26 protein-coding genes are annotated in these 25193 nt (G+C 29.1%); 17 read left to right on the top strand and 9 right to left on the bottom strand.

All coding sequences use genetic code 11. From position 1 onward, the window contains the following. Positions 1–2: 2 nt before the first annotated feature. Positions 3–818 carry a DUF1853 family protein gene (locus ABY298_RS04365; RefSeq protein WP_372744785.1) on the top strand — a complete coding sequence of 272 codons (816 nt, stop codon included), beginning with the start codon at positions 3–5 and terminating at the stop codon, positions 816–818. Between the two features lie 90 nt (positions 819–908). After that, the gene (locus ABY298_RS04360; protein ID WP_372744784.1) at positions 909–1688 is read left to right on the top strand and encodes an alpha/beta fold hydrolase; all 780 of its coding nucleotides are present in this window, start codon (positions 909–911) and stop codon (positions 1686–1688) included. Between the two features lie 177 nt (positions 1689–1865). On the opposite strand, the gene ABY298_RS04355 is transcribed toward ABY298_RS04360, so the two are convergent. Next, positions 1866–2345: a hypothetical protein gene (locus tag ABY298_RS04355; protein ID WP_372744783.1), complete on the bottom strand. Its 480-nt coding sequence runs from the start codon at positions 2343–2345 to the stop codon at positions 1866–1868. A 79-nt stretch (positions 2346–2424) separates the two neighbouring features. Continuing rightward, positions 2425–3417 (bottom strand): UDP-3-O-(3-hydroxymyristoyl)glucosamine N-acyltransferase, encoded by a 993-nt coding sequence (gene lpxD, locus ABY298_RS04350; protein WP_372744782.1) that lies wholly within the window; start codon positions 3415–3417, stop codon positions 2425–2427. Positions 3418–3721: 304 nt separating this feature from the next. Between lpxD and ABY298_RS04345 the strand changes: the two genes are divergently transcribed. Further along, positions 3722–6040, top strand: a complete 2319-nt coding sequence (locus tag ABY298_RS04345) for a DNA topoisomerase 3 (protein WP_372744781.1) — start codon at positions 3722–3724, stop codon at positions 6038–6040. Further along, positions 6027–6599 (top strand): pseudouridine synthase, encoded by a 573-nt coding sequence (locus ABY298_RS04340; RefSeq protein WP_372744780.1) that lies wholly within the window; start codon positions 6027–6029, stop codon positions 6597–6599. Before ABY298_RS04345 ends, ABY298_RS04340 begins: the two co-directional genes overlap by 14 nt. A gap of 22 nt (positions 6600–6621) precedes the next feature. On the opposite strand, the gene ABY298_RS04335 is transcribed toward ABY298_RS04340, so the two are convergent. Both ABY298_RS04335 and ABY298_RS04330 read right to left on the bottom strand, forming a co-directional pair. After that, the gene (locus tag ABY298_RS04335) at positions 6622–8244 is read right to left on the bottom strand and encodes a SulP family inorganic anion transporter (protein ID WP_372744779.1); all 1623 of its coding nucleotides are present in this window, start codon (positions 8242–8244) and stop codon (positions 6622–6624) included. Between the two features lie 89 nt (positions 8245–8333). Next, positions 8334–8915 (bottom strand): NUDIX hydrolase, encoded by a 582-nt coding sequence (locus ABY298_RS04330; RefSeq protein WP_372744778.1) that lies wholly within the window; start codon positions 8913–8915, stop codon positions 8334–8336. A gap of 7 nt (positions 8916–8922) precedes the next feature. On the opposite strand from ABY298_RS04330, the gene pyrE reads away from it, so the two are divergent. Together pyrE and ABY298_RS04320 are read left to right on the top strand one after the other, a co-directional pair. Beyond that, positions 8923–9567, top strand: coding sequence for an orotate phosphoribosyltransferase (gene pyrE, locus ABY298_RS04325; protein ID WP_372744777.1), 645 nt, complete (start codon positions 8923–8925; stop codon positions 9565–9567). Positions 9568–9572: 5 nt separating this feature from the next. After that, positions 9573–9962: an SRPBCC family protein gene (locus tag ABY298_RS04320; RefSeq protein WP_372744776.1), complete on the top strand. Its 390-nt coding sequence runs from the start codon at positions 9573–9575 to the stop codon at positions 9960–9962. Positions 9963–9977: 15 nt separating this feature from the next. Here ABY298_RS04320 and ABY298_RS04315 read toward each other — a convergent pair whose 3' ends face one another. Further along, complete coding sequence (locus ABY298_RS04315) at positions 9978–10715, bottom strand: biotin--[acetyl-CoA-carboxylase] ligase (RefSeq protein WP_372744775.1); 738 nt, start codon at positions 10713–10715, stop codon at positions 9978–9980. 88 nt (positions 10716–10803) lie between these two features. On the opposite strand from ABY298_RS04315, the gene rsfS reads away from it, so the two are divergent. Genes rsfS through ABY298_RS04280 form a run of 7 tightly spaced genes read left to right on the top strand, consistent with a single transcriptional unit; the run spans position 10804 to position 16164 of the window. Beyond that, a complete protein-coding gene (gene rsfS, locus ABY298_RS04310; protein WP_372744774.1) occupies positions 10804–11166 on the top strand; it encodes a ribosome silencing factor in 363 nt (120 codons plus the stop codon). Positions 11167–11193: 27 nt separating this feature from the next. After that, positions 11194–13158 (top strand): ATP-dependent zinc metalloprotease FtsH, encoded by a 1965-nt coding sequence (gene ftsH / locus ABY298_RS04305; protein WP_372744773.1) that lies wholly within the window; start codon positions 11194–11196, stop codon positions 13156–13158. Positions 13159–13201: 43 nt separating this feature from the next. Continuing rightward, entirely contained in the window at positions 13202–13795 is a 594-nt protein-coding gene (locus ABY298_RS04300) for a hypothetical protein (RefSeq protein WP_372744772.1), read from the top strand. Positions 13796–13798: 3 nt separating this feature from the next. Further along, positions 13799–14614, top strand: coding sequence for a phosphatidate cytidylyltransferase (locus ABY298_RS04295; RefSeq protein ID WP_372744771.1), 816 nt, complete (start codon positions 13799–13801; stop codon positions 14612–14614). A 3-nt stretch (positions 14615–14617) separates the two neighbouring features. Then, positions 14618–15268, top strand: a complete 651-nt coding sequence (locus ABY298_RS04290) for a phosphatidylserine decarboxylase family protein (protein ID WP_372744770.1) — start codon at positions 14618–14620, stop codon at positions 15266–15268. A gap of 18 nt (positions 15269–15286) precedes the next feature. After that, positions 15287–15547 carry an acyl-CoA-binding protein gene (locus tag ABY298_RS04285; RefSeq protein WP_372744769.1) on the top strand — a complete coding sequence of 87 codons (261 nt, stop codon included), beginning with the start codon at positions 15287–15289 and terminating at the stop codon, positions 15545–15547. A gap of 2 nt (positions 15548–15549) precedes the next feature. After that, entirely contained in the window at positions 15550–16164 is a 615-nt protein-coding gene (locus tag ABY298_RS04280) for a YceI family protein (RefSeq protein ID WP_372744768.1), read from the top strand. 81 nt (positions 16165–16245) lie between these two features. On the opposite strand, the gene ABY298_RS04275 is transcribed toward ABY298_RS04280, so the two are convergent. The 4 genes from ABY298_RS04275 to ABY298_RS04260 form a co-directional block, all read right to left on the bottom strand. Beyond that, positions 16246–17043, bottom strand: coding sequence for a TIGR00266 family protein (locus ABY298_RS04275; RefSeq protein WP_372744767.1), 798 nt, complete (start codon positions 17041–17043; stop codon positions 16246–16248). A gap of 3 nt (positions 17044–17046) precedes the next feature. Beyond that, complete coding sequence (locus tag ABY298_RS04270; protein ID WP_372744766.1) at positions 17047–17505, bottom strand: DUF4442 domain-containing protein; 459 nt, start codon at positions 17503–17505, stop codon at positions 17047–17049. 65 nt (positions 17506–17570) lie between these two features. Next, complete coding sequence (locus tag ABY298_RS04265) at positions 17571–18674, bottom strand: response regulator (protein WP_372744765.1); 1104 nt, start codon at positions 18672–18674, stop codon at positions 17571–17573. Between the two features lie 4 nt (positions 18675–18678). Beyond that, the gene (locus tag ABY298_RS04260; RefSeq protein ID WP_372744764.1) at positions 18679–21777 is read right to left on the bottom strand and encodes a PAS domain-containing protein; all 3099 of its coding nucleotides are present in this window, start codon (positions 21775–21777) and stop codon (positions 18679–18681) included. A gap of 252 nt (positions 21778–22029) precedes the next feature. Here ABY298_RS04260 and ABY298_RS04255 point away from each other — a divergent pair, with 252 nt between their 5' ends. From ABY298_RS04255 to ABY298_RS04240, 4 genes are all read left to right on the top strand, one after another. Continuing rightward, positions 22030–22401: a DUF4870 domain-containing protein gene (locus ABY298_RS04255; RefSeq protein ID WP_372744763.1), complete on the top strand. Its 372-nt coding sequence runs from the start codon at positions 22030–22032 to the stop codon at positions 22399–22401. A 25-nt stretch (positions 22402–22426) separates the two neighbouring features. Next, complete coding sequence (locus ABY298_RS04250) at positions 22427–22768, top strand: PadR family transcriptional regulator (RefSeq protein ID WP_372744762.1); 342 nt, start codon at positions 22427–22429, stop codon at positions 22766–22768. Then, positions 22765–24507 (top strand): PspC domain-containing protein, encoded by a 1743-nt coding sequence (locus ABY298_RS04245; protein WP_372744761.1) that lies wholly within the window; start codon positions 22765–22767, stop codon positions 24505–24507. The genes ABY298_RS04250 and ABY298_RS04245 overlap by 4 nt, the downstream gene beginning before the upstream one ends. Positions 24508–24606: 99 nt before the next feature. Then, positions 24607–25193, top strand: a 587-nt coding sequence (locus ABY298_RS04240; RefSeq protein ID WP_372744760.1) for a head GIN domain-containing protein, incomplete at its 3' end; no start/stop codon positions are given.

Raw genomic sequence — 25193 nt, 5'->3', positions numbered from 1 at the left:
TTATGAATTTAAACACCAAAGAAATACAATTACAATACGAAGGTTTTTTAAAAACACCTCAACTATGGATTAACAATGCTGTTTTTGGCTTAGAACAATTTATTCTTCAAAAAGAAAACATCACACAGTTTAACGGAAACATTGTTAAAAATCAGCGATTAGGAAAGCGTGTTGAACGTTTTTTAAGTCATCAATTGCGACAAAATACTTCTATTAAAATTTTAACAGAAAATACTCAAATTCAAAATAACAAAACTACTGTAGGTGAACTAGATTGTATTTTAAAGCAAAATAACACTCCTGTCCATTTAGAAGTTATTTATAAATTTTACTTGTATGATGCTTCTGTTGGAAAAACAACATTAGACCATTGGATTGGCCCTAACAGAAAAGATAGTTTGGTTGAAAAATTGCGTAAATTAAAAGATAAACAACTACCTCTTTTGTACAATCCGTTTACCAAACCATTACTAAAAAAATTAAAACTCTCCCCAGAAAACATTCAACAAAAAGTACTTTTTAAAGCCCAATTATTTATTCCGTACCAGACAACTAAAATCAATTTTGAATTGCTAAATAAAAATTGTGTGAAAGGATTTTACATTCATTTTAATGAATTACAACAATTTAATACTTGTAAATTTTACATTCCAACAAAAATAAATTGGTTACAAGAAATTGAAACACAAACCAAATGGTTGCCTTTTGAAGTATTTTTACAAAAGTTAACAGTTTTTATTCAACAAAAAACAGCTCCACTCTGCTGGTTAAAAAAATCTAATGGAGAAACTGAAAAGTTTTTTGTTGTTTGGTGGTAAAAATCAATATTTATTTACTCTAAAAAATAAACTATGATTTATAAAATAGTTTTCAGTATTTTAGCAGCCATTACTATCTAAAAATAAAACATGCTAAATTATACTACGTACAAACATAAAACTTCAAAAGAATGGGTAACATTTGTACACGGAGCTGGAGGAAGCTCGTCCATTTGGTTTAAACAAATTAGAAGCTTTAGTGCTATTTACAATGTTTTAATATTAGATTTAAGAGGGCATGGAAACAGTAAAAAAGTTTTACAAGACGCTTTTAAAGAAAAATATACTTTTGATGCAATTACACATGATATTGTTGAAGTAATTGATCATTTAAATATAAAACAATCGCATTTTGCTGGTATTTCTTTAGGTACTATTTTAATTAGAAATTTAGCAGAAAAACATCCTGAGCGTGTAAAAAGTATGATTATGGGTGGAGCTATTATGAAACTCAATCTAAAATCTCAATTATTAATACGTATTGGTGTACTTTTTAAATCGATTGTTCCGTATTTACTTTTATATAAGTTATTTGCATTTATTATAATGCCTCGTAAAAATCATAAAAAATCGCGTTTAATTTTTGTTAACGAAGCTAAAAAATTATATCAAAAAGAATTTATTCGATGGTTTAAACTAACTTCAGAAATAAATCCTTTATTACGTTTTTTTAGAACAACAGCTATTAATATTCCTACTTTTTATATTATGGGTGAAGAAGATCATTTGTTTTTACCTTCTATAAAAGAAGTAGTAGAAACTCATTTAAAATCTACTTTATTTGTAATAGAAAATTGTGGTCATGTTGTAAATATTGAGCAAGCTCAAGTATTCAACCAACAATCAATTCAGTTTATTGAAAATCAATAAATTAGATAATGAAATTAATTTATACATTAAATTGTTGGTAAAAAACACCAACAATGGAAAAAACAATACTAAATAAATTTAAAAAATATACTACCTGCACTTCTATTCTGTTAAACAACCGATTTAAAATGACAGATAGTAATTTTTTAATAATCTTTTTACTAAAAAATTTAACCTTTATTTAGGCCATTTTATAGTATCGTCATTAATAAATAAAGGAGACCATTGAATTTCATCTAAAACACCATTTGTCAACCAAAAGTTAATTGATTTTTCATCAATTTCAATTACTTTATTATCTTCATCATCACTTTCAGAACAGTCTTCAACATATACATGTCCATAATCAATCTCATCTAATTGATCTACCAATTTGCTTTCGTTTAACCCAATTAACGATACTTCTTCTAACTCATAATAATCTGAACTAACAGAAATCATCATTAGTTTCCAGTCTTCAGCTTCATCAAAACTAATAGATAAAAATAATTCGTCATACTCCCAAGATTCTGTTGCATCATTAGCTGCTTCAGAATGCGAATATTTATCAATAAATGTAGGCTCACCAAGCAATTCTTTTACTTGTGCTCTAGACATTCCAAACTTTAGAAACCCCAATCCAATACCAGGTTTAATCTCTTTTAATTCTTTTAACATTATATAAATTTAATTAACAATTGTAAAACAAATATAATTTATTATTTCTATCTAAAAAAAGTGTAATTTTAATTTTAAATTAAGCTTTTCCAAGTTTTTTTATTGCAACCCATTGTCTAAAGGTATCCCTTGCATCTGTTGCTGGATATCCAACAACTGTTTTACCTGCCGGAACATCACTCATTACACCTGAACCACCACCAACAACAGCCCCTGAACCAATAGTTACATGGTCTTTAATTGAAGATGCTCCTCCAATAATTACACCATCACCTAAAGTTACAGAGCCAGCCAAACCACTACTTCCTGCCATAATACAAGAACGCCCTAACACACAATTGTGCGCTATTTGTACCAAATTATCAATTTTACAACCATCGCCAATTATTGTTGCACTAAATTTAGCACGATCAACAGAAGAATTTGCACCAATTTCAACATTATTACCAATAATAACATTACCAATATGTGGTACTTTTAACAAACCGCTTCCGTCTTCTTTTGGTCGGTAACCAAAGCCGTCGGCTCCAATACTTACATTTAAATGAAAAATACAATCATTTCCAATTTCGGTTCGTTCACGTATTACGGTTCCAGACCATATTACTGTTCTATATCCAATTTTAGAAGCTTCAAAAATTACAACATTTGGATATAAATGCACATTATCTCCTAATTCAACATTTTTTCCAACATAACAATTTGCGCCAATTTTACAATGTGCACCAATTTTTGCAGTTTCGTCTATTACTGCAGTTGGATGAATGTCTTGTTCTAATTTAGGTAAATCAGGATTAAAAACCTCTAATAATTTAGCCATTGCTAAATCGGCATCTTTAACTTTTATAATCGCTCTATTTTCAGTTGGTTCTACTAATAAGTTTAAATTTACAATAGCTACACTTGCTTTAGAAGACTTCCATAAGTGGACAAATTTTTTATTTCCTATAAAACTAATTTGATTTTCAGTTGCTTTACTTAAGTGTTCTGGCCCTGTTATTTTATGAGAAGTTGTTCCTAATAATTCTCCATTTAAAATTGAGTTGATTTCTTGAATTGAGTATGATTTCATTGATAGTTTGGTGTTTAGGCAATAAATATATTCTTTTTAATTTTAACAATAACCAACTTTTCTTCTAAAACTAAATTCTAATTATTAAATAGGAAGCTATTTACATGCAAAATTTCATATTTAATTTAAAAATCTTAATTACAAATTCTATTAAAATTTAGTACTTTGCACCTCCAAAATTTAGTAATAAATAAAACTAACATGTTCAAAATTTAATCACATAACAGAATGATTAATAGCGAACAGCATGCCTGCACTGACCGGAGTTGAAGTGTGACCTATAAAAAACTATAAAAAAAGACACATGAAAGTTTGTATTGCCGAAAAACCAAGTGTTGCTCGTGAAATTGCTACTGTTCTAGGAGCAACAACAAAACGCGATGGGTATTTTGAAGGAAATGGTTATGCTGTTACATATACTTTCGGACATTTATGCACTCTATTTGAACCTAGCGATTATAAACCCCATTGGAAAAGTTGGGATTTGAACAACTTACCAATGTTACCTGAAAAATTTAAAACAAAAGTGGTTTCAAATGATGGTATACAAAAGCAATTTAACATAGTAAAAAGCTTATTTGATAAGGCTGAAGTAATTATAAATTGTGGTGATGCAGGACAAGAAGGAGAACTAATTCAACGTTGGGTAATTAAACAAGCTAGTTATAAAGGTGAAGTACAACGTTTATGGATTTCATCATTAACTACAGAAGCTATAAAAGAAGGTTTTCAAAATTTAAAACCTTCAAAAAATTACGATAGTTTATATTATGCTGGTTTTTCTAGAGCCATTGGAGATTGGCTTTTAGGTATGAATGCTACCCGTTTATATACCGTAAAACACGGTGGTTACAAACAAATGCTATCTGTTGGTCGTGTGCAAACTCCAACTTTGGCAATGTTAGTAAATAGGTATAAAGAAATTGAAAATTTTAAACCACAACCCTATTGGGAATTACAAACCTTATACCGAGAAACTCAATTTAATTGTGAAGAAGGTCGGTTTTTAAAGAAAGAAGAAGGTGAAATTTTTGCGAATAAAGTAAAAGAAAGCGATTTTGAAATTGTTTCAATTACTAAAAAGAAAGGTAAAGAATACGCTCCAAAATTATTCGATTTAACAGGTTTACAGGTCTATTGCAATAATAAATTTGGTTTTTCTGCGGATGAAACCTTAAAAATTGTTCAAAAATTATACGAACAAAAAGCGGTAACCTACCCAAGAGTTGATACCACTTTTTTACCAACTGATGTATATCCTAAAGTTCCTGCAATTCTAAAAAACCTTACAGATTACCAAAACTTAACAGCTACTTTACTAGAAAAAAAATTAAAAAAATCATCTAGAGTTTTTAACGATAAAAAAGTTACCGATCACCATGCTATAATTCCTACAGGTGTTCAAATTAGTTTGCAATACAATCAAAAACAGGTATATGACATTATTACCAAACGATTTATTGCTGTTTTTTATGATGAATGTGCAGTTTCTAACACAACTGTAATTGGAAAAGCAGATACGGTTTCTTTTAAAACAACTGGAAAAGAAATTTTAAAAAAAGGATGGAGAGTTGTTTTTGAAACTCCAAATACTCCTAAAAAAGAAGCCGGTATTTTACCAACCTTTGTTAAAGGTGAAAAAGGACCTCATATTCCTTCATTTTTAGAAAAAGAAACAAATCCTCCAAAACATTTTACAGAAGCTACGCTTTTACGCTCTATGGAAACTGCTGGCAAACAAGTAGATGATGATGATTTAAGAGAATTGATGAAAGAAAATGGTATTGGTAGACCGTCTACACGTGCAAATATTATTGAAACACTTTTTAAACGTAAATATATTGTTAGAAATAAAAAACAATTACTACCTACTGAAACTGGAATTCAATTAATTGATACCATTCAAAATGAATTACTAAAATCTGCTGAACTTACAGGTAGATGGGAAAAAAAATTAAAAGAAATTGAAAAAGGAACTTTTAATGCCGGAACTTTTATAAAAAATATGAAAAAAATGGTGGATGATTTGGTTTACGAAGTTCGTTCAGAAAAAGTTAGAGCTAATATTTCTGCTGTTTCAACTCTTAAAAACAATAAGATTCCTGCCTCCGCAGGAATGACAAAAAAAAGTAAAAAAGGGATTACCGCTGAAAAATGCCCAAAATGTAATAAAGGAACTATTTTAAAAGGAAAAACAGCTTATGGTTGTAGTAACTATAAAAATGGATGCGATTTAAAACTTCCGTTTAGTTTTTTAAATAAAAAAATATCTGAAAACCAATATACTAGATTATTAAAAAAAGGATGTACTGTAAATTTAAAAGGATTTAAAACCGAAAAAGGCACTGTTGAAGGCTTAATTCGTTTTGATGAAAATTTCAATTTAAAATTAGAAGAGAAACAGGCTACTCGCCCTCAAAACAACACTAAAAATACACCTAAAAAAATCAATTGCCCTAAATGTAAAAAAGGTACTATTTTAAAAGGAAAAACTGCTTACGGCTGTAGCGAATATAAAAATGGTTGCGATTTTATTTTTAGTTTTGATGATATTAGAAAAAAAGCTGCTGGACAAGAGTTAACTAAAGAATTAGTATATCAAATTTTAAATGGAAAACATTAAAGACCAACATTTTGCAATTTACAAACCAGACGGATATTTAAGTCAATTTATAAATAACCAAACCAAGCGTACCAATAAAAAAATGTTGGGTGATTTATACAATTTTCCTGAAAACACAATGGCAATAGGCCGTTTAGACGAACCTTCTGAAGGCTTATTATTACTAACTACCAATGGAAAAACTAGTGAGTATATTAGAAGTTCTAAAATAGAAAAAGAATATTATGCCCAAGTTGATGGTACTATCTCTTTTGAAGCCGTTGAAACCTTAAAAAATGGAGTTGAAATAAATACTGAAAACGGGAAATATTTAACTAAAAAATGCACCGTAAAAAAATTAAAAACTCCTTTATTACCAAAAAGAAATAAAAAAATTAGAGACGATCGTCACGGACCAACAAGTTGGATATCTATCACTTTAACCGAAGGAAAATTTAGGCAAGTTCGTAAAATGACTGCCGCTGTTGGATTTCCTACTTTACGATTGGTGAGAGTAAGAATTGGTGTTTTTAAACTTCAAAATATGCTTCCTGGAGAAGTTAAACCAATAGAGATTTAACTTCTTCTGTTAAGGAAACTAATTATTTTTCAAATAAACCTTTGGTGAATTTTTCTGGATTTGCTGCTAAATGATAACGTGGATCATCAATAGCTTCAATAATAACTTCTTTAAATTTTGGACTAGATTTATGTAATAATACTTTACATTCTTCACTTAAATGCTTTAAATAAATTTTTTTGCCAGCTGTTTCGTATTTTTCAACCAAATTAAAAATAGCTTCTACTGCTGAATGGTCTGAAACTCTAGATTCAACAAAATCAATTTCTACATGATCTGGATCATTTTTCACGTCAAATTTTTCCATAAAAGTTGAAATTGAACCAAAAAATAAAGGTCCCCAAATTTCATAAATTTTTGTTCCATCATCTTTCATTCTTTTTCTTGCTCTAATTCTAGTTGCATTTTCCCAAGAAAATACTAAGGCACTAAAAATTACACCTGCAATTACTGCGATGGCTAAATCGAAAATAACGGTTAATGCAGAAACTAAAATTAAAACAAATAAATCTGCTCTTGGAATTTTATTAATAATTCTAAAACTACTCCAAGCAAATGTACCAATAACCACCATAAACATTACACCTACTAAGGCTGCAATTGGAACTTCTTCTATATATGAAGAACCAAATAATATAAATAACAATAACATTACAGCTGCTACAATTCCAGATAATCTACCTCTACCTCCACCTTTTATGTTTATAATAGATTGACCAATCATAGCACAACCACCCATTCCACCAAATAAACCTGTAACAATATTAGCACCACCTTGTGCTAAACATTCTCTATTTCCATCTCCTCGAGTTTCTGTTAAATCATCAACTAAATTTAGGGTCATTAATGATTCTATTAAACCAATTGCAGCTAAAATTAAAGCGTATGGTAATATAAATACAATAGAATCCCAAGTAAAAGGAACTTTTGCAAAAGTTTCTAACTTTAAGGTAGGAAAACCACCTTTTAAACCAGCTCCTCCTCCATCTCTAATAAAAGAACCTACAGTTGCAACATCAAAATTTATAAATATAGCAACTCCAGTTACAATTAAAATAGCTATTAAAGCTTCTGGCAATTTTTGGGCTTTTTTAATTTTTGGCAATCCCCACATTATAAGCATCGTTAAAGCCACCAAACCAATCATTACATATAATTGACTACCTTCTAGCCAAACTTTTTCACCACCTACCGTTCTTTTAAACATTCCTAATTGTGAAAGAAATATTACAATTGCCAATCCGTTTACAAACCCCATCATTACAGGATGCGGAATTAAACGAACAAATTTACCAAGCTTTAAAAGGCCTGCTAAAACTTGAAATATTCCCATTAAAATTACAGTTGCAAATAAATAGTACAATCCTAAATTTTCACCTGGATTACCCAATGCATTTCCTTCGGAAACCAAACTAACCATAACAACCGCTAAAGCACCTGTTGCTCCAGAAATCATACCTGGCCTTCCTCCAAAAATTGAAGTAATTAATCCTACCATAAAAGCAGCATACAACCCTACTAACGGATCAACACCTGCAACAAAAGCAAATGCAACAGCTTCAGGTACTAAAGCTAAAGCAACGGTAATTCCAGATAATACATCGTTTCTAACGTTTGATACTCTTTTAGTTATAAATTTTGTCATTGAATATTGTTTTAAAAAAGCGGCAAAGATAAGTAAATATTTTTTAGGATAATTTTAGTATCAACCTCAGTCTCAATCAAAGCCATCGTTTAAAACAATAATTTTATATTTCCATACGTATTTTCTAAGGCAACTTTAATTTCATCTTCGGTTTTAAAAATCGCTTTTTCAATATCTTCTTCCGTTTGTGGTGTTAGTTCTCCTTCAAAATCGGTATACATTAAAAACCATGACGTAATTTTTAATATAAATTTTCCTTTTTTTTCAAAAACATGATAAGTATCTGTTATAAAATTTTTTATTGTAAGGTTTTTAATACCACATTCTTCTTCAACTTCTCTAACCGCACAATTTTTAATACATTCTCCTTTTTCTAATTTTCCTTTTGGCAAGTCCCATTTATCTAACCTATAAATAAATAAAACTTCATTTTTTTTATTAAAAACTTTACCTCCAGCAGCTTTTTCAATTTTAAAAAAAGACATAAACTGCTGCCAGTCAGCCTCTATATCATTACTTACAAAACATATTCCAAGTAATTTTTTCTCAAATAAATCAGTTAACACCGAGTTAATTTTAGAACTATTAAAGCTTACTTTTTTATATTTTGTTGATATTTTCTTATTTTCTGTCAAAATAATTGGACAGTCATTCACAAAAACTTTATACATTTGCATTATGATTAAGAACAAAGATACTGCAAAAAAAACTGCTGAACTTTTATTACAAATAAAAGCTATTAAATTACAACCAAACGACCCATTTACTTGGGCTTCTGGATGGAATTCACCAATTTATTGCGACAATAGAACTACGTTATCGTTTCCAAAAATAAGAAATTATTTGAGAGAAAACCTTGCTAATTTAATTGAAGAAGAATATGGGAAGCCCGATGTAATTGCAGGAGTAGCAACTGGCGCCATTGCAATTGGTGTTTTAGTTGCCCAACACTTAAACGTTCCTTTTGTGTATGTACGACCTGAACCTAAATCACATGGTAGAAAAAACCAAGTGGAAGGTTTGTTGGAAAAAAACAAAAATGTGGTAGTTGTTGAAGATTTAATTAGTACTGGTAAAAGTAGTTTAAACGCTGTTGAAGCTTTAAAACAAGAAGGCGCTAATGTAAAAGGAATGGTAGCTATTTTCTCTTATGGATTTGATATTGCATCTGAAAACTTTGCAAATGCCAACGTTAAATTAAATACCTTAAGCGATTACGATCATTTATTAGAACAATCTTTAGACAGCAATTACATTTCTGAAAATGAGTTAAAAACACTTAAACTTTGGAGAGAAAATCCTAGTGAGTGGAATAAAAAATAAAAATTATGAATTTAGAAACTAAAAAATCTGTTATTAATAAGTCTCAAAAAGAATTTTTTGAATTTTTGACCGACTTAAATAATTTTAAGCAATTAATGCCTGAAAATACCGATAAGTTTGAAGTTGATGGAGAATCTTTTATATTTAGCTTAAAAGGAATGCCAGAAATTAGATTGGTTGTAAAAGAAAAACAAGAATTTGATAAAATTGTTTTAGGTGCAGCTAGTAGCAAACTAAATTTTTCATTAACTGCCAACATTGTGCCTGTTACAGAAAACAGTTGTGAAACTCAATTGTTATTTAATGGAGATTTTAATCCAATGATGGCTATGATGGTTAAAAGTCCATTGCAAAAATTTATTGATACGTTAACTGAAAACGCAAGTAAATTATAATAGTATTTTTACAAATTAACGACTCGCAAATTTAATTTCTTTTAAATTAAATTTGCGAGTTTTTTCATTTTCTAACTCAACAACCAACTGCCCTTCTGCTGAAACATCAATAATTTTCCCAATAAAAACCAAGTCTTTATTATCAATAAACATTGCGGGAATCTGATATTTAAACAGCAAATTCATATATTCCATTTTAAGCTGAGAAAACTTTTTAGCATCTATATATTTAATATAACTAGCTATTGAATTAATAAGGTCTAAAAGTAATTGATCACGGTCAAAATCTATTCCTGATATTTTTTTTAAAGAGGTTACATTCTCAATTTCTTTTGAAAACGAAATTTGATTAACATTTAAACCAATTCCAATAACCGTATTTTTAATAAAATTTCCAGAAATACTATTCTCAATTAAAATCCCAGCAATCTTATCTTTATCTGCCAAAATGTCGTTTGGCCATTTAATATAATATTTTGTATCCCATTTATTTTTTAAAGCAGCTAAAACACCAAGAGCAACTGCCATACTTAAATAAAATTGACGAGTAATTTCAAAGTCAACAAATTTAACTAACACACTAAATGTTAGGTTTTTACCTAAGTCAGATTCCCAAACAGTACCTAACTGACCTCGTCCACTGGTTTGCTTATCGGCAACTACAATAGTGTAACTTTCTAAATTGTTTTTAATGGCATTCTCCTTCAGATAAGAATTGGTAGAATCAATGGCATTAAGTTTGATTATCTTCATTTAAATAATTGTAATTTCATCAAAGTTACTTAAAACATATTTTATTATAAAAAAATAATAACTTTGCAGCAAAACTAAAATAAATTTAATGAGTAAAAAAAATATAAGCGCAGACGATCAAATAGCAGTAATAATAAAAGCTATTGATGAATTAAAAGGAGTGGATGTTCAAATATTAGATTTGAGAGAAATTGAAAATACCGTTTGTGATTATTTTATAATCTGTTCTGGAACTTCAAACACACATGTAAATGCTATCTCTGGTAGTATTCAAAAACAAGTTGGTAAATTAGCGAAAGAAAAACCTTGGCATGTAGAAGGCGAAGGAATGGCTGAATGGATTTTAATTGATTACGTAAATATTGTTGTGCACGTTTTCCAAAAAAGAATTCGTGAATATTACGATATTGAGAGTTTATGGGGTGATGCAAAAATTACCCAAATTGCTTAAAGTTTAAAAACTTCTAAAAAAAACTAAATGAGTCAGGAAAACAAGAATACATCAAATAATAAAATTAAAGCTCCTAAATTTAATTTTTATTGGATTTACGGGATTTTATTTGCTTTAATAATTGGATATCAGTTATTTAGTAGCGAAAGCATGTCGTCTAAAAATTTAAGTCAAAATGAGTTCAAAACCATTTTACTTGAAAACGACATCGATAAAATTGTAATAGTTAATAAAGATATTGCAAATATTTACATAAAAAAAGAAGCTTTAGATAAAGAAAAGCACAAAAAAAATGTAAGTTCAATATATTCTAGTAACTCTCCAATGTATTACTATGACTTTGGTGACCTTCAAAATTTTGAAAAAGAATTAAGTACTGACAAAGTTGCAAATAGTTTAGATTTTGACACAACAAATATTGAAAAAACCAACTTCTTAGAACAAATATTCATGTACCTGCCATTTATATTTTTAATTGGTTTATGGATTTATTTTATGAGAAGAATGTCTGGCGGAGGATCAGGCGGAGGTGGACAAATTTTTAGTATTGGTAAATCTAAAGCTAAATTATTTGATGAAAATCAGAAAGTAAAAACATCCTTTAAAGACGTTGCAGGATTAGAAGGAGCAAAAGAAGAAGTACAAGAAATTGTAGACTTTTTAAAAAGCCCTGATAAATATACTTCATTAGGTGGAAAAATACCTAAAGGAGCTTTACTAGTTGGGCCTCCTGGAACAGGTAAAACTTTATTAGCTAAAGCCGTTGCTGGTGAAGCTGGCGTACCATTTTTCTCATTATCTGGTTCAGATTTTGTTGAAATGTTTGTAGGTGTTGGAGCCTCTAGAGTACGTGATTTATTTAAACAAGCACAACAAAAATCTCCTTCTATTATTTTTATTGATGAGATAGATGCTATTGGACGTGCTAGAGGAAAAAATAATATGACAGGCGGAAATGATGAACGCGAAAACACATTAAACCAGTTATTAACTGAAATGGACGGTTTTGGAACCGACACCAATGTAATTGTTATTGCTGCAACAAACCGTGCAGATGTTTTGGATAAAGCCTTAATGAGAGCCGGAAGATTTGACCGTCAAATTTATGTTGATTTACCAGATTTAAAAGAACGTGCCGAAATATTTAAAGTACATTTAAAACCAATAAAGTTAGATAAAGACGCAGACATTGAATTTTTATCGCAACAAACTCCTGGTTTTTCGGGTGCGGATATTGCTAATTTATGTAATGAAGCTGCATTAATTGCCGCAAGAAAAGGTAAAAAAGCAGTACATCATCAAGATTTTTTAGATGCAGTTGATAGAATTGTTGGTGGTTTAGAAAAGAAAAATAAAATTATTTCACCGCGTGAAAAGAAAACAATTGCGTTTCACGAAGCTGGACACGCAACTGCAAGTTGGATGTTAGAACACGCTGCACCATTAGTAAAAGTTACTATTGTACCTCGTGGTCAATCGTTAGGTGCTGCATGGTATTTACCAGAGGAGCGTCAAATAGTGCAAGCAGAACAAATGTTAGATGAAATGTGTGCTACTTTAGCAGGTAGAGCTGCCGAAAAATTAATGTTTGATAAAATTTCAACAGGTGCTTTAAATGATCTTGAAAAAATTACACGTCAAGCAAGAGCTATGGTTACAATTTATGGCTTAAATGATAAAATTGGAAACATAACCTACTATGATTCTTCTGGACAATCAGAATATAGTTTTACAAAACCGTACAGCGAGGAAACTGCACAAACTATTGATAAAGAAATTTCTGAAATTATTGAAACACAATATCAAAGAGCAATTCAAATTTTAAGTGATAATAAAGACAAATTAATTACGCTTGCTGAGCTTTTATTGGAGAAAGAAGTTATTTTTAAAAATGATTTAGAAGTCATTTTTGGAAAGAGACCTTTTGATAAAGAAGTAATTCATTCAGAAGATTCGTCTAAAACTGAAAATTCATCAGAAACTGTTGAATAAATTGATAAGTTTTTTATAATTTTGAAATTATTCAAAATAAATAATGAGTTTTTTCAAAAAATTTTTTAACACCCCAAAACAACCTGAACCTGAAGACGAGTCTTTAGAAGTTCAAAACTTGTCATTAGACCAAATATTCGTCCAAAATTTTATTAAAAATAGCGGAAAGTTTTTGTATTGCACTTCTTTACAAGAAGTTACACAGCATTTAGCAAATATAGCTCAAGAGAATTCTTGGGATACAATTATTTGTAATGATACTGATTTGATAAAACTTGTAAAAACAATAAATGTAAAAACGGTTGAAAGGTTTAGTAATCAATATCCGCTTTTTACATCGTGTGAGCATTTAATTGCAGAAAACGGTAGTATATTGTTTTCTTCAAATCAAATAAAAGAATTCAAAATACCTGAACTTTCTGAAAATTTTATAGTATACGCTACAACAAGCCAGCTAGTAAAAAGTAAAGGAGAAAGTTTAACCGGTATAAAAACGCGTTATTCAGGAAATATACCTAATAATATAAGTGCAATAAAAAATTACAATCCAAATTTTGAGGAAGCTGAAAATGACTTTATGAGTTATGGTAATAGCAATGCTAAAAACTTATATCTATTGCTCTTTGAAGATTTATAACTTATGAGAAAACTTTTTAAACGCGCACTTTCAGGGTTTGTTTTTGTAAGTGTTTTAATTTTTTGCATTCTATATAGTAAAATATCATTTATTAGTTTATTTTTTATACTAATGCTTTTCTGCTTATATGAATTCAAAAAAATGATAGGCCTAAAAAGTATTTTTCCTTATATTATTGGAACCTTAGTTTTTGTATTTGGAAACATATTAAATGTTGAAGATTTACCTTCAATTATGATTTTTGAATATGTTGGAGTTGCACTTTTTTTAACAATATTTATGTCTTTTGCATCCATTCTTTTTGCAAAAAAAGAAGAAGTTATAAGTCATTTAGGAAAAATATTTTTAACTATTATATATATTGTAGTTCCATTTACATTAATAGTACAAATTCCATTTTTAAATGCAACGTTTAACTACGTTAACTCAACCATTTTAGGCGTTTTTGTGTTAATTTGGACCAATGATACTTTTGCATTTATTGTGGGTAAAAATTTTGGCAAACATAAACTACTAGAGCGTATTTCTCCAAACAAAACTATTGAGGGATTTATTGGCGGAATGGTTGCAACCTTTATTGCAAGTTTTATTATTGCAAACCAATTTACAACGCATTCTATTACTCAATGGGTTGTAATTGCCGGAATTGTTAGTATATTTGGAGTATTAGGTGATTTAATTGAATCTATGTTTAAAAGACAAGCTGGCGTAAAAGACAGTAGTAATTTTATTCCAGGACATGGAGGTTTTTTAGATAGGTTTGATAGCGTTATTTTTGCAGCTCCCTTTATTTTTATTTACTTACAAATTATACAATAAATTATGTTTCATAAAGAAGGTTATAAAATAATAGTAATAGCAACTTTTATAGTTGGAATAGGCATCATTTTAGTTGATAGCTTTATTTCCATAAATTGGCTTAACAAGGTTTTGTCTATATCTTTACTCTTGTTTTATATAATTATTTTACAATTTTTCAGAAACCCAAAAAGAAATACCCAATTAAATGATAATGCAGTAATTGCACCTGTTGATGGGAAAGTTGTAGTTATAGAGGAAGTTTTTGAGAAAGAATACTTTAAGGATAAGCGTTTGCAAGTTTCTATTTTTATGTCTCCTATAAATGTACATGTTACCAGATATCCTATTAGCGGAAAAATAAAATTTAGCAAATATCACCCAGGAAAATACTTAGTTGCTTGGCACCCAAAAGCATCTGAAGAAAATGAAAGAACTACTATTGTTGTTGAAAATAAAACAATTGGTGAAGTTTTATATAGACAAATTGCTGGTGCTTTGGCAAAAAGAATTGTAAATTATGCCAAACCAGAAATGGAAGTTGTTCAAGGAACTGACGCTGGTTTTATTAAATTTGGATCTAGAGTAGATTTATTTTTACCGTTAAATGCAAAAATTAACGTTAAATTAAATGATAAGGTTAAAGGCGGAGAGCAGATTATTGCAATGCTATAAATTTATTTTTTTACATTTATGAAATCGGCTTTAGACAAAGAATTTGAAGAAGCATATAACATTGCTGCAACAACAAAAATTAAATTACCACCAGACATAATGCTACAATTTTATGCCTATTACAAACAGGCTTTAAAAGGAAATAATTACGAAGAACCTTCTGGAGATATTGAATTAAGAAATGCCTTTAAATTAAATGCTTGGTTCCAACTTAACCATTTAACCGAAAAAGAGGCAAAACAAAAATATATTGAACTTGTAAATAAATATTTAAAATAATTATGAAAAAATTAATCCTTTTAAGTTGTGTTTTTATTTTAACTGTTTCTTTATTTTCCTGTAAAGAAACACCTAAAAAAATTGAAGAAAACAAAAATGCTGCCTATTCTATTGATTCAAGATTAACATCTATTAAATGGACAGCGTATAAAACCACCAGCAAAACTCCTGTAAAAGGAGAATTTAAATCGGTAATTTTAGATAGCCTTAAAGTAGGAAATAGCGCACAAGAAGTTTTAAATAATTTAAAATTTAGCATTCCTGTTAGTAGTTTATTTACCAATGATACTATAAGAGATAATAAACTTAAAAAATTCTTTTTTGGAACTATGGAAAACACTGCAACTATTAATGGTGAACTTCATATGTTAAATGAAACATCAGGAACTGCAGATATTACTATGAACGGCATAACCCAATCTATGCCAATTACCTATGTAATTAGCGATCAAATGGTAACTATTGAAGCCGTTATGGATTTAGACAATTGGAAAGCGCAAGCAGCAATTACTGCTTTAAATACAGTTTGTGCAGAGCTACATATGGGCGAAGATGGAATTTCTAAAACTTGGAGCGAAGTTAAAATTGAAGTAGCTACCTATTTAAAGGCAAATTAATACTATAAAACTTTTTAAAAGAAACAAAAAAACAAGGTGATGAACCTTGTTTTTTTTGTTTATAATTTTATTTTTTAGCAACTAACTATTATCTCCATCTAGTATTCTTCCTAAACCACCTAAAACACTTCCTTCACCTCTAGTTTTATTACCTGTTTGAGGGGCTAACGCCAATACTCTTCCGGCCAACCTACTAAATGGCAACGACTGAACATAAATGGTTCCCGGACCTTTTAGTGTTGCAAAAAATAATCCTTCACCACCAAAAACAGTATTTTTAATGCCACCTACAAATTCAATATCATAATCTACATCTTTTGTAAAACCAACAATACAGCCAGTATCAACCTTTAAAATTTCACCTGCTTGTAACACTTTTTTACTCATAGTTCCTCCTGCATGTACAAAAGCTAAACCATCTCCTTCCAACTTTTCCATAATAAATCCTTCCCCGCCAAACAAACCTCTACCTAAACGTTTAGAAAACTCAATTCCTACTGAAACTCCTTTGGCTGCACATAAAAATGCATCTTTCTGACAAATAAATTTACCACCAATTTCACTTAAATCTATTGGAATAATTTTTCCTGGATATGGAGCTGCAAATGAAACTTGCTTTTTCCCAACTCCAATATTTGAAAAAATTGTCATAAATAAACTTTCACCGGTGAGCAATCGTTTACCAGCAGAAAAAAGTTTTCCCAAAACACCTTCATCTTGGTTTGATCCGTCTCCAAAAATAGTATCCATTTTAATGCCATCATTCATCATCATAAAGCTGCCAGCTTCTGCAACAACACCTTCGTTTGGATCTAATTCTATTTCAACAAATTGCATTTCTTCACCATATATATGGTAATCTATTTCATGTGCATTCATAATTTATTGTGATTTTAATTTTACACTCCATTCAAATTCATACTTAGACACCTGTTCTCCTTGTTCATTAATTCCAATAGATTTCATAATTATGGTTTGTCCTTCACCAGTTTCAATGGTTTTCTTTAAAGCTTCATCAATTAAAAATCCATCAGTACACGTGAATTTTATTAAACCAACTGCTTTTTTGGTAAAAGCGCCTTGGTGATTTGTTACCAACATTGAGATTTTTTTATTACTCTCTTTTATTTTTTTAATAACAATGGCGCCTGTAGATAATTCTGCAGCCATAGACTGTACTGCAAAATACATTGAGTTAAACGGATTTTGATTTATCCATTTATGTTTTACTGAAACAACTGCTTTTTGACTATCTAGTTCCTTTAATTTTACCCCACAAATAAATGCTGATGGTAATTTGAACATCAAAAAGGTATTCATTTTTTTTACGGTAACCTGCATATTTAATAATTTGAGGTTAATTTAAAAAAAAGAATTTAGTTTTTCCTATTTTAAAATTTTATTAATTAGGCAGAGACAGCTAAATTAAAAATAAACTTACTTCCTACCTTTAATTCGCTTTCTACTCGAATTTCTCCATCATTTTGAGATAAAAACTCTTTACATAGTACAAGCCCTAAACCTGTACCGGTTTCATTATTTGTTCCTTTTGAGTTTACGTTATTTTCAATTTTAAACAATTTGTTTATTTGTTCGTAGCTCATTCCAACACCTGTATCTGAAATTTCGGTTTCAATTACCTTAATATCATTTATAATTTTTTCTTTTGAAGAAACAAATATTTCACCTCCCATTGGGGTAAATTTAATTGCGTTTGAGATTAGGTTTCTTATTACTGTTGAAATCATATTTTCATCTGCACAAACTGGTAAATTTTGATCAAAATCATACTTTAAATTTATGTTTTTTGCAATTGCTTGAGGAATATGCCCTTCAATATTACTATTTAACAAACTACTTAAATTACATTTTGTTCTTTCCGATTTTAGTGTACCACCTTGAATTCGAGACCAGGTTAATAAATCTTCTAGAATTTCAACAGAAAATTTTGAAGATTCGTGGATATAATGAATAAATTTTTTGATTTTATCTTCATCTATCTCATCAAACTTAGTATCTAATAATTCTGCAAAACCAATAACTGTAGTAAGTGGATTTTTTAAATCATGAGATATTATAGAGAAAAATTTATTTTTTGTTTTAATTTCATATTCAAGGGCTTCTTTTTGCGTCTTTAACTGTATGTGAGTTGCTATTCTGGCTAACAATTCATCACTATTAAAAGGTTTTGTTATAAAATCTACACCTCCTGATTTAAAAGCTTTAGAGATACTTTCGGCATCAGTATTTGCTGTTAAAAAAATAATAGGAATACTTGCAAACTCATTGTTTTGTTTTATTCTTTTACAAGTTTCAAAACCATCCATTTCAGGCATTTGAATGTCTAACAAAATTAAATCAGGTTTTGATATTTCAAGAATACTAAGTGCTTGCGCCCCGCTTTTTGCCATTCTAAATTCATATCCTTCACCTTTTAAAACACCCGCTACCACCTTTAAATTGTTGGAATTATCATCAACAATTAATATTGTATTTTCTTTATTAGCCATAGTATTAGGATTTTAATAAGTTAATTAATTCTTCAAATTCTAATTCTTCAATGCAATTTTCTAAATCTTTAAAAGATTTTGATGTGTTATTTTTTAATTCAACTAGCAACTCTTGTAATAAAAGAAAATCTCCTTTTGATGCCGCTTCTATAAATTGATTTTTAACATTATTTGAAATTTCAGTAATAGAACCTTCTTCTTCTTTAGCTTCTACAATTTTCTTTTCGTTTTCATATATGAACTTTACATTTCCTTTATCACTAAGTTCAGTTATTAATGTGTTAAAAATTACAGGTTTTTTAATAAATACTGTGGCGCCAATTTCCATTACTTCTTTTTGTTCAGACTCCAAAGCGCTTGCACTTACAATAAATATTTTAACTGGATGATTTCCTGCAATTTCAAATATTTTACGTGTTGCCTCTACTCCACTCATAATAGGCATAACCACATCCATTAAAATTATATCTGGTTTCCAAGTTTTGTAGAGCTCAACAGCTTCTAAACCATTCTCTGCCATTTTTAAATCAAACCCCATAGGTTGAAGTTTTTTGTATAAAATATCTCTGTTTTCAAAACGGTCATCAACAATTGCCAATTTTAATCCTTGCATCTCTGGCACAAGCGATATTACTTTACGCGCCTTAACTTGGTCAATTGTTTTTAGTTCGTTTCCTTGTTCAAATTTAAATGTAAACGTAAATACAGAGCCTACTTTTGGAGCGCTTTCAATAGTTATATCGCCACCCATTAAATTTGCAAACTTTCTACTAATTGCTAAACCTAAACCTGTTCCACCTATAACTTCACTACCAGTTTTGGCTTGTTCAAATGGTTTAAATATTGCTAACTGATCTTCTATATCAATTCCACAACCGCTATCTCTTACATCAACTTTTAATAACTGATTATTTATATTTTCAACAACAACATGTACATATCCACTATTTGTGAATTTAATAGCGTTCCCTAATAAGTTTATAATTACTTGTTTAATTTTAGATTCATCTGCTAACATTAATTTTGGAACACTTAAACCAACTTTAAAATCTAAATCTAAGTTTTTGCTTGTTGCCTTGTTTTTAAAAAGTTGTTCTACTTCTTTTAAAAGTTCAATAAAATCAAAATTAGTTAAATTAACATCTACTCTTCCGGCTTCAATTTTTGACATATCTAAAATATCATTTATTAAAGCCAATAAATGTTCTCCACTTTTATTAATGGTTTTTAAATTTTCTTGTTGTTCGTTTGTTAAATTATCATCTTCTTGCAAAAGCTGAGAATACCCCAAAATAGCATTCATAGGAGTTCTAATTTCATGACTCATATTGGCAAGAAAAGTAGATTTTGATAAATTTGCGGCAATGGCTTCTTCTGTAGCTTTTTTTAGTTTTTTCTCATTTTCTAATCGTTCGGTAATATCTTCTGATGTTCCTATTACTCCAATTACATTTTTTTCTTCATCAAAAAAAGGTAGCTTACTAGTTCTTGTCCATCTTTCTTCTCCATTTCTTATATAAGACTGTTGATAATTTAATTTAGGATTTCCGCTTAACATTATTGCAACATCATCGCTTCTATATTTTTCTGCATCAATTCTATCATTAAAATCAAAATCTGACTTACCAATAATTTCTTCTTCATTTGTAAATGAATTATCTTTTAAAAAAGCTTCATTACATCCTAAAAATTTTGATTCTTTATTTTTCCAAAAAACCTTTATTGGAATATTATCAAGCACTTTTCTTAATACTTCTTTTGCAAGCGATATTTCATTAGTTATATTTTTTAACTTATTTTCATTATCTAACTTTTCTGTTATATCCTCAGATGTACCAATAATTCCTATTATTTTATTTTTTGCATCATAAAAAGGTAGTTTGCTTGATTTGTATGAACGCTCTTCACCGTTTACAACTTGAGTTTCAATGTAATTTAATTTTGGAACTCCAGATTTCATAATTTCTAACTCATCATTACGGTATTTTTGAGCCCATTTTTTGTCATAAAAGTCAAAATCTGTTTTTCCAATTACATCATTTTCATTTTTAAAATTCTTTTCTTTTATTGAAGCAGCATTTACACCTAAAAACTTAGAATCTAAATCTTTCCAAAATACTTTTATTGGAATATTATCTAGTACTTTTCTTAAAACTTGTTTTGAAATTGCATTCTCTTGAATAACTTTTTTACGCTGAACAATAATGCTTATTTGAGATGAAATAAAATTAAGAAGCTCAATATCTTCAATGCTATAAGCATTTTCATCTTCATAACTTTGCACAACAATGGCACCAATAACTTTATTATTAACGCGCAATGGAACACCCAACCAAACTTTTGGAAAGGCCCCTAAAAGTTCTATTTCTCCTGTTTCAATTAATTTTTCAAATTCTTGCGATTTTACAAGAACTGGTTCATTTTTTTTAATTAAATACCCAGTCATAGATTTCTCAGCAGGAAAATCTCCTTCAAAATCTTCACCAGTCATAAATGGAATATTTAGAGTTTGCTCTTTTTCATTATAAAAAGCGATATAAAAATTAGTTGTATCAATAAGTTTCCCTAATTCAATTCTAATAAATTCATTTAGTTCTCTTAAATGGTCAACCTTATATCCTTTTTGAGAAATTTTTAAAAGAACCTTTTGAACCCTTTTTGATTTTTCAACCTCTGTAACATCTCTAATAATACCTTCATAAAATAAAAATTTACCATTGTTATCAAATATCTTTCTCACATAATCTTCTACCCAAATAGGAGATCCATCTTTTCGTCTCACTTTATGAATCTTCCGTATATCACTTTCAGACTGTTCAATAACTTCATCTCTATCTTTAGTAGTAAAGTATAGTTCAGATTTAATATCAATATTTAAAAATTCTTCTTTAGAGCCATACCCCATCATTGTTATTAATGATAAATTAGCTTCAATAAATTTACCTTCTAAAGAACTTCTGTAGTAACCATCAATAGAATTATCAAACCAAATTTTACAATGTTCATACTTTTCTCTTAAAGAATTTAGTTCTTCTTGTTGAGATTTAACCAACGTTTGTAATTCCAATTCGGATAAATTCTTTACTAAATTATTGTGGGGCATAGTATTTATTTATTCAAAATTAATAGTTTATCTTAAAAATCAAATCCATTTATTTATTTTTTCAAACCATTCATTTGTTTTTAAGTACCAAATATACAAATATTACTCTAATTCAAAACATTTTTTAATAAATATTAATTCTTACTTTACAGCCTTTTTCTGTTAATGAAATGTTAATTTTTAGTACTATGCTTTGCATATTACTATCTTTTATACATATATTTGCATAGTAGAATACTAAAACAACTAATTATGGTAACGCAAAACGATAAAAATTACAGTACACTAACGCACTTAAGTGGATTTGCAGGTTGGATTTTTCCTTTTGGAAATATAATAGCCCCGCTAATTTTATGGACTGCAAAAAAAAATGAGAGCTCTTACATTAATTCTCATGGCAAAGCAGCGGTAAATTTTCAATTAAGTATTTTATTTTATTGTTTTTTACTGGCATTATTAATTATTCCAATCACCATTTTAACTTTAGGAATTGGCCTAATTGCGGTATTATTAGGAATACTACCAGCTGTTGTATTAAAAATAGTTTTGATAATTTCTGCCAGTATAAAAGCTACAAATGGAGAATATTATAATTACCCTTACACCATAGAATTTGTTAAATAGCATTTGAAAAATAAAATATCAACTTATGAAGATAGAAAATACAAAAGCACAAATGCGAAAAGGAGTTTTAGAATACTGCATACTTTCCATATTACAACATGGAGACGCGTATACTTCTGAAATTTTGTCGCAACTGAAAGATGCAAAATTATTAGTTGTTGAAGGAACCGTTTATCCTTTATTAACACGACTAAAAAATGCAGGTTTATTAGAATACAGATGGGAAGAATCTACTTCCGGTCCACCAAGAAAATACTACGATTTAACTGAAACCGGACGATTATTTTTAAACGAACTTAACACTACTTGGAGCGAGCTTGTTGAAGCCGTAAATATAGTAACCAACAATAAATCAACTGAAAAATGAACAAAACAATAAACATAAATTTAGGAGGCATCTTCTTTCATATTGATGAATTAGCTTATCAAAAACTAAAACATTATTTAGATGCTATTAGAAAATCTTTAAGTGATGATCCACAAGGAAGAGATGAAATTTTAAATGATATTGAATTGCGAATTGGTGAATTACTTTCTGAAAGAATTAAAAACGAGCGCCAGGTTATTAACGAAGCTGATATTGATGAAATTACCAAAATAATGGGTAAACCTGAAGATTATTTAGTTGACGAAGAACTTTTTGAAGACCAACAAGCAAACAGATCAAGCTCGCCTTCAAAAAAATTATTTAGAGACAGTGAAGACAAATTTTTAGGTGGAGTTTGCGCTGGTTTAGGTCACTATTTTGGAATTGATACACTTTGGGTAAGAATTTTATGGCTTGTTTTGGTGTTTTTCTTTGGAACTGGAATTTTAGTTTATATTATTTTATGGATTTTAATTCCGCAAGCAGAAACAACTGCCGAAAAATTACAAATGAAAGGTGAACCTGTGAATATTAGCAACATTGAACGTAAAATAAGAGAAGAATTTCAAGACGTATCTTCTCGCGTAAAAGATGGTGTTAACAGTGCTGCAGAAAAAGTTACAAACCCTGAATTTAAAAGAAATGTAGAAAACAGAGCTAAAAGTGGTGTACAAGAAATTATAGAAACTTTAGGTAAACTACTAACTACTATTTTTAACATACTAGGAAAATTTATTGGGGCACTTTTAATATTTATTGCTGCCATAACTCTAATTGCCTTAATATTTGGAGCATTTTCTTGGGGAAGTATTGAAATGTTAGGCTTTGGAAATGATTATGTACATTATCCTCCATTTTTCTACGATTCAATTATCCCTTATTGGTTACTTGCAATTTTTATGTTTTTAGCTATAGGAATACCTTTTTTTATCTTATTTATGTTAGGATTAAAAATTTTATCAAGCAATATAAAATCGTTTAGTACTACCACAAAATTATCTCTTTTAGGTGTTTGGATTATTGCTTTATTGGGACTTGGTTTTGCAGGAATAAATTATGCCACGCAAAAAGCATATGACGGTGTTTACAACCAAACGGAAGATATTTTAACAACCTCTGTTGATACACTTCGAATAAAAATGTTAGGCGATGAAAACCTATCAACTAAAAAAGAACTTAGAAGAAATTACGGATATGAAAGCGTATATGATAATGATATTCAAAAATTATATTCAACCAGAGTTTATGTACACATTAAAACTACTGATAAAGAAACTGCATTTGTAAAAATAAGAAAGGAGTCTGAAGGAAATAACAGATTAGCTGCAAACAAAGATGCAGAAGCCATTGAATATCAATTTAATTTAACCGATAAAAATTTACTTTTAAACGGATACTTTTTAACCGATTTCAAAAATAAATTTAAAGAACAGTCTGTTGATATTACTTTATATCTGCCAGTAAACACTATAGTATATTTAGATAATTCAACCCGAAGTTTTTTAAATGATATAGACAATGTTCAAAATATTCATGATAGAGATATGCCTAAAAATTATTTCAAAATGACAGAAAATGGACTAGAATGTTTAGATTGTAATGAAACTATTTTTGGTGAAGATTATAAAGAAAAAAACGGAAGTTTCAACTTAAAATTAGATGAAAAAGGGTTGAAAGTAAAAGTGAATGATGAAAATGTTGAAGTAAATTTTGACAAACCTGTTATCTCTATTAATTAATAAATTACAATTCATCATTAAAATAATACAACTCATCAAAATAAATTGGTAAAAACAAAGGTTTCAAAATACTTTTGAATAACTAAAACAACTTAAATTATGAAAACACTTATTAAATTAACAACACTTTTACTGCTTTTAGTAACTACAACATCTTGTTTTATGGATGTTTTAGGAGGTATTAAAGGAAATGGCGAGGTAGTATCAGAAGATAGAACTATTAGTTCAAACTTTAGTGAAATAATAGTTCAACAAGGAATTCAAGTGTATTTAACGCAAGGCAATTCAACATCCCTAAAAGTAGAAGCCGATGAAAACATTCTAGATATTTTAAGAACCGAAGTAAAAAACAATCAATTAAAAATATACTTTGATAAGAATGTATACAAAGCCTCAAGTAAAAATGTGTATGTAACCGCCAACAATATTACAAAAATTGAAACTTCAAGTGGTGCAGCTGTTAAAACTGAAAACACTATAGACACAAAAAGTTTAAATTTAGACTCTAGCAGTGGCAGCTATATAAAAATTTATGTAAATGCAGACAATATTTCAAGTTCATCATCAAGCGGAGCAGGTATTCACATTTATGGAAAATCAAAACAATTTTCTGCAAGTGCTAGCAGTGGAAGCTCTATAGATGCAGATAAACTTGAAACTATAAATACAACAGCACAAGCTAGTAG

It is taken from the genome of Lutibacter sp., from assembly GCF_041596795.1.
In the GTDB taxonomy this organism is placed as follows: domain Bacteria; phylum Bacteroidota; class Bacteroidia; order Flavobacteriales; family Flavobacteriaceae; genus Lutibacter.
The sequence above is the reverse complement of the archived record's forward strand: the minus strand, read 5'-3'. Positions and strand labels throughout refer to the sequence as shown.